Genomic DNA, 10255 nt, shown 5'->3' on the forward strand with positions numbered 1-10255 from the left:
ATGCCGCTCACCTAAAGTGAACGGCATTAGAGTACGACGTGTCCGAAATTTTAATTAGGATTTAAATGGATACGTGTGATTTTGAACTGGCGATGTCGTATCGTCGACGACGTAATTGTAACCAGACGACGAATCCAAACAGTGCCATAGCAGGGATCCACATGAATTCTTTTCTAAATTGTTCTGCTGGGGTGCGAACGTCAAGAATCTGCTGGTCGAAGACCAGTCCGGCTGCTTCTGCTGGACTAGAGAAACCGACAATATCAATATAGGTTTTATCACCGTCTTGGTAGGTTTCAAGGCCTATATTATCCAACTTCTCTTGCCCAGATTCACCAGCGGGTACGGATAGGACAACGGAAAACTCGCGCATTTTTCCAACTGCGTCTTCACCACGTATTCTCATGCGTAGTGGGGTGCCTTCGTCTAGTGGCTCAAGAGTATACGCCAATTGTGCAGGACTGTTTGATTGATAAGGCTCAATCATTAAGTCTACCCAGAAGCTCGGACGGAAAATCGTAAACGATACCAATAGCAGTAAAATCGTTTCGTACCAGCGACTTCTCACCACGAGCCAACCTTGGGTTGCTGCGGCAAAAATTAACATCGCAATGGTGGCGCTTATAAACACAATAATGCCGTGACCGAAGCTCACATCAATTAGCAATAGATCGGTGTTAAATATGAACAAGAAAGGCAAGGCAGCCGTTCTTAAGCTGTAATAGAATGCGGTAATGCCCGTCTTAATTGGACTGCCTTTAGAAACGGCAGCGGCCGCAAAAGAGGCCAAACCTACAGGTGGCGTCACATCTGCCATGATACCGAAATAGAATACGAACAAGTGTACAGCAATTAATGGTACGATCAGCCCGTGTTGCTGGCTCAAGGCGACAATGACTGGAGCCAGTAAGCTAGATACAACAATATAGTTCGCAGTAGTCGGTAAGCCCATACCCAAGATCAAGCTTAAGACAGCAGCTAATAGCAGCATGAGTAATAAGTTACCCATCGACAGCATTTCTACTAGATCGGCCAATACAAGTCCGACACCGGTCTGAGAGACTGCGCCTACAATGATGCCGGCTGTTGCAGTCGCAATACCAATACCAATCATATTGCGTGCGCCTGCTATGAGTCCTTCTACGACATCAATACAGCCATCTTTGACGCTTCCATAATCATGAGCATTATCTGTTCTCATCCAATTTAACAATGGACGTTGCGTTAAAACGATAACCACTAGAATGACACTGCCCCAGAACGCAGACAGACCCGGTGATAAACGCTCAACCATTAAACACCAAACCAATACGACAACTGGCAATAGGTAATGTAGGCCAGACAGAAGCACTGCACGTGTATCTGGTAATGACTCTAACGGAGCGTCAGGGTCTTCGGCTGGAAGCGGTTCATTGCTGGCGGCTACTTTTAGTAACAGCAAATACACAACGCTGAGAAGAAGCGCCATGCCCGGCAAAACGTATTCACCTAGTAATGGTTTTAACCAACCTAAACCGTAGTAGGTAACAACTGAAATCAGGCAAAGTAGCGTTGCACCAAAAGCAAAGCCGGTTAGACGAGCCAGCCAAGGTTTTTTACTTCCCAATTCTATCGGTTGCATGCCAAGCTTAAGAGCTTCAAGGTGCACGATATATAACAATGCAATGTAGGAAATCGCTGCTGGCAAAAACGCGTGTTTAATGATTTCTACGTAAGGGATTCCCACGTATTCCACCATTAAGAAAGCGGCTGCGCCCATAACAGGAGGCATGATTTGTCCATTTACAGACGATGCAACTTCAACGGCGCCGGCTTTTTCCGCCGAAAACCCAACTTTACGCATCATTGGAATGGTAAAGGTACCAGTGGTAACAACGTTAGCAATCGATGATCCAGAGATTAAACCTGTTAGGCCCGATGCCACAACGGCGGCCTTAGCCGGACCACCACGTAAATGACCTAGCATACTAAACGCTAGCTGAATAAAGTAATGTCCAGCGCGAGCACGTTCGAGTAGGGCGCCAAATAGGACGAATAAGAACACAAAACTGGTAGAAACACCGAGTGCGATGCCAAAGACCCCCTCAGTTGTTATCCATTGATGGTTAGCCAGAGCCGATAGTTGCACCCCACGATGTGCGAGTAATCCTGGCATCCATGGCCCAGCTAAACTGTAGACAATAAATGTTAATGCAATTAATGGTAGAACTGGACCAAGAACTCGTCGTGCGGCTTCCAAAAGCAATGGTAAACCAATCAAAGCAACAACGAAGTCACTGGTTGTTAGACTGCCAGGGCGAAGCGCAAGTGCCTCGTACATTACGTACAGGTATAAAGAAGTAGCACAGGCGATAACACCAAGCATGATATCGAAAGCGGGAACGCGGTCACGAGGTGAGCGCTTAAACGCGGGGAATACCAAAAAGGCGAGCAACAGCGCAAAGCCTAAATGAATGGCACGAGTCTCGGTATCATTCAACACACCAAAGCCAAATAAAAAAGGTAATGGAGATGCTATCCAAAGTTGGAAAAGAGACCAAAGTAGGGCAAGTCCCGTGATCGTTTTTTCCATTAAACCAGTTGGCAGGCGAGCACCCACATCTTGGGCAATTAACTCTTCTGTAGATAATTCTACGTCGGACGCGGAGTTCGTCTTATCCATAAACTACTCACTAATACAAATAATAACGAGCTCTGCGAAAATTATCGCAGAGCTTTAATAAACAATAAAAAGGGGAAACTAGATCCAGCCGCGTTCTTTATAGTAACGAGCTGCACCTTCATGGAGCGGTGCTGATAAACCAACTTCAATCATTTCTTCAGCAGTTAGGTCTTTAAATGCTGGGTGTAGACGTTTGAAGCGGTCTAGGTTTTCAAATACAGACTTCACGAGTTGATAAACTAATTCACTGTCGGTATCTGCGGTTGTAGAAAGTACAGCCTTGCCGCCGATGGACGGAGTATCGTCTGGGTTACCACGATACATTCCACCAGGAATAATAGCTTTAGTAAAATAGCTGCGCTCAGCCAACATTTTTTCAATTTCTGGGCCGACAACAGGTACTAGTACAGCATCGGTTGTTGTTGACGCCTCTTGGATGGCACCATTTGGATGACCAACAAAATAGCTCATTGCATCAATATTGTTGTCGCTCATTGCAGAAGCTTGTTCTGCTGGTTTTAAGTCAGAGACCAGACTGAATGCTTCATTAGTCCAACCTTTTTCTTGCATAACTTGCTCAAATGTATCGCGTTGCCCTGAACCCGGGTTACCAATATTGACGCGTTTACCTTTGAGATCATCGAATGTTGTAATACCGGCATCTTTACGAGCAAGTATGGTAAAAACTTCACTTTGTAAAGAAAATACCGCGCGAATATCTTCCATAGGTTCTGATTGTTGGAACGGCGTAACACCCTTGAGGGCTTTATATTGATGGTCGGATTGCATGATGCCGAAATTATATTCGCCACTACGTAAACCATTTACGTTAGCGACGCCACCACCACTTGCGGGTGCGTTACATTTGATATTGTGTTCGTCTTGACCACGGTTTACGAAACGGCAGATAGATTGACCCGCTACGTAATAAACACCTGTCTGTCCGCCAGTTCCAATAGCGATGAACTTGTCGCTTGCGAGTGCTTTCTCAATTGGTGATAAAACTAATAGCGTTGAAGCTAACGCCAAGCTTAGAGAAGTTCCTTTCATCGTACACTATCCTTATTGTTTTTGATGTTGTGTTGTGTTTTTTAGTACGGAAAATGCCCATGAATTAACAAATAGAACTCTTGATAAGCCATATTTGCTAACTGATGATTAATCTTCCATTAAATTAATAGAGATGCAGTACATGCAATCTTCTATCGTAATGTAACAGAATTATAAAAATAGACAGTTATTTAAACTGCGTGCATTCTCGTTAGGTGATAATTTATTGAAATGCAATGGGTTATCAATGAGATGAAATCTAATATCAGAACAAATCGAAAGTAATTTAAGTTTTTGTTTTTTTTTGAAAAATTTATGTTGTTATTTTTATCTTTTTCAACGGAGCTTTTCACAAAAATGCCAACTACTAAGAAAAGGAATTCGATTTTTGTATTGTGTGACATGGTGATTAATGTAACTCGATATATTTAGAACACGAGAGGAGAGTAGTTTTCTTATTTGATAAGAATAGTCATCAATAGATGAGTCGAGAATAACTTAGGCTTTCCGGTCAGACGTTTAGAAATTTGCTGGTCAGTCAATAGAAATCGATGTTCTTTGTATAGTTAGATGCATAGCTAAAGGAGAGCGCCACTGAATATCCTTATGATAGTCTAAGCAACACTTAACCTAATTGTACCTTAGATTTATAAATCATCATTCGGATTTACCATATTTTGGATTTTAATCTGAGCTAAGCCTCATATCCGATATTTAATGACCAACAATTGGCGACTATATAACCGTTGATTGATCCTGCTCAAATAAAAAGATGCTATTCAAAGTAAGAATAAACTAAATGCCAATTATTATCATTTTACATGATAGTTAAGTCTCATCATCGTAGTGGATTCCCTTATTCGGCGACAACAATAATGACTCCAAAAAGTGATTATGATTCTCAGAGAGATAAACAAGCAGTCTCCGTTTCAGCAAATTGACCCTCAGATTGCAAAAAGAGCAAAAACACAAATCCAACACACCGTAAATCCGGGTACAGCACATGAATAGATGGAAGGTACCCCCCGCCAGCGTAAGTGGGTTGGTAATAAAAGAGGAAAAGTCGAATTGCCCCGTTTTACGGGGCTTTTTAATGGCTTGCGGCGCTACTAAGCAGTACAATGCGACAAAATTTACGATTTAAATCACACTATGAACCAAGAATACAACGACCATCATGATGACGAGGCTATTGAAATTGAAGCCATTGGCATCGAAGTTACTAGCCATCCTATTGAGTTATACAAGCTATTTAAGGTAGCAAATCTTGTCGGTGGAGGCGGTGAAGCCAAACATTTCATCGCTGAAGGTTATGTCGCGGTCAACGGTGAGCTTGAAACCAGAAAGCGTCGAAAAATGTACGCGGGAGATTTTTTCGAGTTTGACCAAGAATATTACGTGGTGGTTTGTGACCAGCCCCCGGTTGAGCTTGAAGAGAAGAAGAAAAAAACATCAACAAAATTAGACGAGCACGCGATGCCTGCTTCCAAGGCAAATAAACAGAAAAAGCAGTCTAAGAAATCGAAACAGCAACCAGCTAACAAGACCAAAAAAACAACTGAGCAGACTAAGGCTCGTAAAACAACAAAAGACCCTAACAGTGGACGTGGTGGTATCGATTTTTTCTAGAGCACTTCTTACGACTAGCAATAAAAGTGTGCTCTGTTGCGAAAGAATCCCGTTCGCTGCTGACAATAGAGGCTTGGAGCAATTGAGGAGATGATCATGAAATTTGAGGTTGATACGCATACTCATACTTACGCAAGTGGGCATGCCTATAGCACCATTATTGAAAACGCTAAAGCTGCAAAAGAAAATGGCTTAAAAGTGCTTTGTACTACCGACCACGCTGATTCTATGCCGGGTGCGCCTCACTTCTGGTTTTTCTCTAACCAACGCGTTATTCCCAGGTTTTTGTCAGATGTGGCTATCATTCGTGGCGTAGAGGCCAATATCCTTAATGTAGCAGGAGAGGTGGATGTTCATCCAACCTCTTATAAAGCGCTAGATTGGATAATTGGTAGTTTTCATGAACCCGTGTTTCAGCCAGCAACCAAAGAGTTACACACTAAAGCTCTAATTAATACGATCGAAAGTGGTAATGTCGATGCTTTGGGGCACCTAGGGAACCCCAACTTTGATTTTGATTTTCAGACTGTGGCTGAGTGTGCGGCAGAGCATAATGTTGCTATTGAAATTAATAACTCAACGTTGAGAGGTCACAGCCGAGTGGGAAGTATTGAACGTTGCTATGAAATCGCTCGGGTAGTAAAAAAAGCCGGCGGGTATATTACTACGGGCAGTGACTCCCACTTCTGTGACACGATTGGTTTGTTTGAACTAACGAGTGAGCTATTAACATCGGTAGATATGCCTACAGATAAAATTATCACTTACAGTGCTCGGCAGTTTTTGGACTTTTTAGAGCTCAGAGGGCGCGATCCTATCGAGGAATTTGCGGGACTTTAATCAGACTAGGATACGTTTAGAAACAATTTTCATAACGTTGTGCTAACGATATTTAGTAGACTCGTCGGTTAGGATCTCATTCGATTGAGATCCCATTGATCTTCAAAAGGAATAATAATGATAAAAATAACCACCGCTAGCCTACTTTCAACGGTTCTTCTATTTTCTACTAGCGTTGTTGCTGAAGGCGTAGACCTGAAGAAGAACATGCAAGCGATGAAGCTGGCGTTCAAACAAGCAGCAGAGGCACAATCGGTCGACGAAATGCGTCAACCAATAAAAGATTTGGAGACCTTGATTGCGGATTCCAAGCAAGGTGAGTATCCACCAGAAAAAGCTGCGCTTTATATGGAAGGTTTCAACAAGTTGTCTGGTGCATTGAATCAAGTGAGCGATGAGTTGGAACAAGACGATCTTGAAGCCGCAAAACAGTCTCTGCGGGAAGTCGATAATCTAAGACTGGAATACCATGATAAACGTAACCCAAGTATCTGGAAGCGCTTATTTGGTTAACGATTTGCTTTGAGTCACGAATAGAAAAGGAGCACATAGTTTGTGCTCCTTTTTGTTAGGTAGCTAAACTTCGAGCATTAGGCTTTGGAAAAATGATACGTTCGATAGCCACCTATCAGGTTTCGTGCTTTATAGCCATTATTGACTAACTGACGATAGGCAACGTTACCGCGTAACCCAACTTGACAATAGATAATGATTTCTTTGTCTTTCGGTAGTTCGTTCATGCGATGACGCAGCTGATCAACCGGAATATTGATGGCACCTTCGATAAACCCAACCTTTTCTAGCTCACCGGGATTACGCACGTCCAACAGTAACTGGTCTTGGTGTAAGTTATCGATCTCATTGAAGTGGATTGGCGTTGCATCGCCTTTAAGAATGTTGTTTGCAACAAACGCAGCTTGATTAATCACATCCTTCGCGCTGCCAAAGGGAGGAGCATAGGTGAGTTCGAGATGCTGCAGTTGTTCAACGGTCATTCCTGCACGCTGCGCCACTGCCAACACATCGATACGTTTATCTACACCATCCTTTCCTGTCGCTTGAGCACCCAGTATTTTCCCATCCTTTGGACTAAACAACAGTTTGAGCGAAATGAGCTCTGATCCCGGGTAATACCCCGCATGGCTCGCGGTATGAACATAAACTTTTTCGTAGGCGATGCTATCACGTTGAAGTGTCTTTTCATTTTTACCGACAGATGCCATAGCTAAGTCGAAGATCTTAACAATGGCCGTTCCTTGAGTGCCTTGGTAGCTCTCTTTACGACCTAACATATTATCTGCGGCCATGCGCCCTTGACGGTTTGCAGGTCCTGCTAGTGGAACGAAGCTTGGCTTACCTGTAACAAAATCAGGGTCTTCTATTGCATCACCAACCGCATAAATGTAGGGGTCACTGGTTTGTAGATATTTATTGACGGTGATACCACCGAACGAACCAAGTTGTAAGCCAGCGCTTTGCGCTAGTTTGTTTTCTGGTCTCACACCAATTGACATAATTAAAATGTCAGTATTGAAACTTTCACCGTTGTTCAGTGTTAGGTGTAATGTGCCTGACTGATGTTGGTCTTCGCTTGTTCTCTTAGAGTGGGATATTTCAGCTTGGTATTCGACACATTCCAATGCAGCGCCTAATCGAAGGTCGATTCCTCGCTGTTTGATTTCTGCATGAGCAAATCCGGCCATTTCTTTATCGACCGGTGTCATAACTTGATCGGCCATTTCAATTAGTGTGGTTTTTATCCCTAGTTGATGAAAAGCCTCCATCATCTCTAATCCAATAAAACCGCCGCCAACTACTGTAGCGTGTTGCGGTTTGTTATCTTGGATAGTGGCAATAATCCGGTCCATATCAGGAATATTTCGCAGAGTATGAGTAAGTGGATTGTCTACGCCCGGTATCGCAGGGACAAAAGGGGCCGCACCAGGACTTAACAGTAAATAGTCATAGGATTCTGTGTATTCAGAGCCATCAACAAGGTTTTTTACTGTGACGGTTTTCGCGGGTCGATTGATGGACATGACCTCATTCATCACGCGGACGTCGACATTAAAACGAGCTAAGAAACTTTCCGGTGTTTGCAGAAGGAGCTTGGAGCGGTCAGTAATATCGCCTCCAATATGGTAAGGAAGTCCACAGTTTGCAAATGAAACGAAAGGTCCGCGCTCAAACATAATAATTTCGGCTTCTTCACTCAAACGTCGAGCTCTTGCTGCTGCAGATGCGCCACCTGCAACTCCGCCTACGATTAAAATCTTAGTCATACTTTACCTCTGTCGGTGTCGTTTAGGTGCGATGTTCTAAACGATCATTCAATGTTCATTTGTGGTTACTATATCAATAAAATTAGTTATGTCTAATATAAAATTAACTAAATATTATAAAGCTAATTAAGTATTGACTAAAGTAATGGTTGGGCAGATAATGCGCGCTATGCAAAATGATCAAATCGTGGAGACTAACGTTATGGACTTAATGCAAATGAAGAGCCGAGTCATCGATGTAGCGGATGTACTCAAAACATTATCGCACCCAGACAGACTATTTGTGTTATGCCAACTTGTTGATGGCGAACAAGGGGCGGGGCAGCTTCAATCTAACTCAAATTTAAGCCAATCTGCATTTTCACAACACCTTACCGTATTGAAAAAAGCAGGACTCGTTGACATTAGAAAAGAGTCTCAACACGTTTACTACTCCTTAAAAGACGAAAGAGTCGTGAGTCTAATTAGCCAATTACATAACCTATATTGTCATTAGCACCATTCTCTTAGAGCGAGTTTAATTTGCAAAATTCATATTGAGTTTTGCTATTTAAATTTTCTTAAGTTTGTTTTTTTATGAGGTGATAATGGAATTTTCAGTTCCTTGGATGTCGTTGTTTGGCGGTATGATACTGGGGCTATCTGCATCTATTTTATTGATGTTTAATGGAAAGATTGCAGGTATAAGCGGAATTGTAAGTAAGATATATAAAGGTAAGGCTGGTGATACAAGTTGGAGGCTGTTGTTTGTATTAGGCATGATTCTTGGTGGTGTGGTAACAGCAAAATGGTTGGAATTAGCGCCTGTAGCCATGGTAGTACCAACACCATTGGTTCTCGTTGCAGGGCTACTTGTTGGTTTAGGTACAAAACTGGGTAATGGGTGTACTAGTGGGCACGGTATTTGTGGAATGGGTCGATTATCAACTCGCTCAATAGCCGCTACCATGACTTTTATGGCTGTCGCTATGCTGACGACATTTTTCATGTTGCACGTACTATAGGAGGAGTTAGTGGGTATGCAAAAGTTAGTTTCTCTCCTCGCTGGCTTCTTATTTGGCGCTGGCATGATAATTTCTGGTATGAGCGATCCAACAAATGTTGTTGCTTTTTTAGATGTTTTTGGAAATTGGGCGCCTGATTTAGCGTTCGTTATGGGAGGCGCGTTGATGATATTTGCTCCTAGTTATTGGCTAGTTATCCGTAACAAAAAAGAACCAGTATGCACGGATTCATTTTGTCTGTCGGATAATAATAAAGTTGATACTCAACTACTTATCGGGGCAGCCTTATTTGGCATAGGTTGGGGGATTGCAGGCATCTGCCCAGGACCAGCGATCGCGTTTATTGCTAATGGCAGTTATGGTGTTTTAGGGTTTGTTGTTACTATGCTCATTGGTATGTTTATCGGCGATAATATGTTGGCTAAAGTGGGCGAACGGGAAACCGCTCACCAACCCTAAGTGTTTATAGGGTATTAGATAGGTTACGTAACAAAATCATGGTGTTCTAGAGAAGCTCGGTAGTTCTATCGAGCTTTTTTTGTATCTGATAGAGAGTGGTACTTTAATTAAGGCATTTCTAATTAACCTGAGATCGGTTTAAGCCATCGCCATCAATCCTGTCTTTTCAGTGTTTGTGATGTTGAGTGATGGCTTTTCTGGTTTCAGACAGTAAGCGATTAGTCCGCCAAGTAAATTCAACATAAAACCATGTAAGCTGCGATGCCTTGAGTGCTCTATTTGAGATATATTCTTTAATTGGTCATTAATCGTTTCAATAATGAACCTTT

The 10255-nt window shown here is 42.6% G+C and carries 10 protein-coding genes; 6 read left to right on the plus strand and 4 right to left on the minus strand.

Annotation, left to right across the window (positions count from 1 at the left end; genetic code table 11):
• Nucleotides 1–61 precede the first annotated feature (61 nt).
• Together VTH8203_RS18255 and VTH8203_RS18260 are read right to left on the minus strand one after the other, a co-directional pair.
• On the minus strand, nucleotides 62–2662 hold the full coding sequence (locus VTH8203_RS18255) for a TRAP transporter permease (RefSeq protein ID WP_096994918.1): 2601 nt from the start codon (nucleotides 2660–2662) through the stop codon (nucleotides 62–64).
• Nucleotides 2663–2740: 78 nt separating this feature from the next.
• Nucleotides 2741–3712, minus strand: a complete 972-nt coding sequence (locus VTH8203_RS18260) for a TAXI family TRAP transporter solute-binding subunit (RefSeq protein ID WP_096994919.1) — start codon at nucleotides 3710–3712, stop codon at nucleotides 2741–2743.
• Between the two features lie 1152 nt (nucleotides 3713–4864).
• Here VTH8203_RS18260 and VTH8203_RS18265 point away from each other — a divergent pair.
• The 3 genes from VTH8203_RS18265 (at nucleotide 4865) to VTH8203_RS18275 (ending at nucleotide 6694) form a co-directional block, all read left to right on the plus strand.
• The gene (locus tag VTH8203_RS18265) at nucleotides 4865–5341 is read left to right on the plus strand and encodes an RNA-binding S4 domain-containing protein (RefSeq protein WP_096994920.1); all 477 of its coding nucleotides are present in this window, start codon (nucleotides 4865–4867) and stop codon (nucleotides 5339–5341) included.
• 96 nt (nucleotides 5342–5437) lie between these two features.
• Complete coding sequence (locus tag VTH8203_RS18270; RefSeq protein WP_096994921.1) at nucleotides 5438–6181, plus strand: phosphatase; 744 nt, start codon at nucleotides 5438–5440, stop codon at nucleotides 6179–6181.
• 117 nt (nucleotides 6182–6298) lie between these two features.
• Nucleotides 6299–6694 (plus strand): cytochrome b562, encoded by a 396-nt coding sequence (locus VTH8203_RS18275; RefSeq protein WP_096994922.1) that lies wholly within the window; start codon nucleotides 6299–6301, stop codon nucleotides 6692–6694.
• A 77-nt stretch (nucleotides 6695–6771) separates the two neighbouring features.
• On the opposite strand, the gene VTH8203_RS18280 is transcribed toward VTH8203_RS18275, so the two are convergent.
• The gene (locus tag VTH8203_RS18280) at nucleotides 6772–8463 is read right to left on the minus strand and encodes an FAD-dependent oxidoreductase (RefSeq protein ID WP_096994923.1); all 1692 of its coding nucleotides are present in this window, start codon (nucleotides 8461–8463) and stop codon (nucleotides 6772–6774) included.
• 202 nt (nucleotides 8464–8665) lie between these two features.
• Between VTH8203_RS18280 and VTH8203_RS18285 the strand changes: the two genes are divergently transcribed.
• From VTH8203_RS18285 to VTH8203_RS18295, 3 genes are all read left to right on the plus strand, one after another.
• A complete protein-coding gene (locus VTH8203_RS18285) occupies nucleotides 8666–8959 on the plus strand; it encodes an ArsR/SmtB family transcription factor (protein WP_244181252.1) in 294 nt (97 codons plus the stop codon).
• A gap of 91 nt (nucleotides 8960–9050) precedes the next feature.
• A complete protein-coding gene (locus VTH8203_RS18290) occupies nucleotides 9051–9467 on the plus strand; it encodes a YeeE/YedE family protein (protein WP_096994925.1) in 417 nt (138 codons plus the stop codon).
• A 15-nt stretch (nucleotides 9468–9482) separates the two neighbouring features.
• Nucleotides 9483–9926 carry a DUF6691 family protein gene (locus VTH8203_RS18295; RefSeq protein ID WP_096994927.1) on the plus strand — a complete coding sequence of 148 codons (444 nt, stop codon included), beginning with the start codon at nucleotides 9483–9485 and terminating at the stop codon, nucleotides 9924–9926.
• 138 nt (nucleotides 9927–10064) lie between these two features.
• Here VTH8203_RS18295 and VTH8203_RS18300 read toward each other — a convergent pair.
• Nucleotides 10065–10255, minus strand: a 191-nt coding sequence (locus tag VTH8203_RS18300; protein ID WP_279627164.1) for a transposase, incomplete at its 5' end; no start/stop codon positions are given.

Source organism: Vibrio thalassae, assembly GCF_900089835.1.
Lineage (GTDB): Bacteria > Pseudomonadota > Gammaproteobacteria > Enterobacterales > Vibrionaceae > Vibrio > Vibrio thalassae.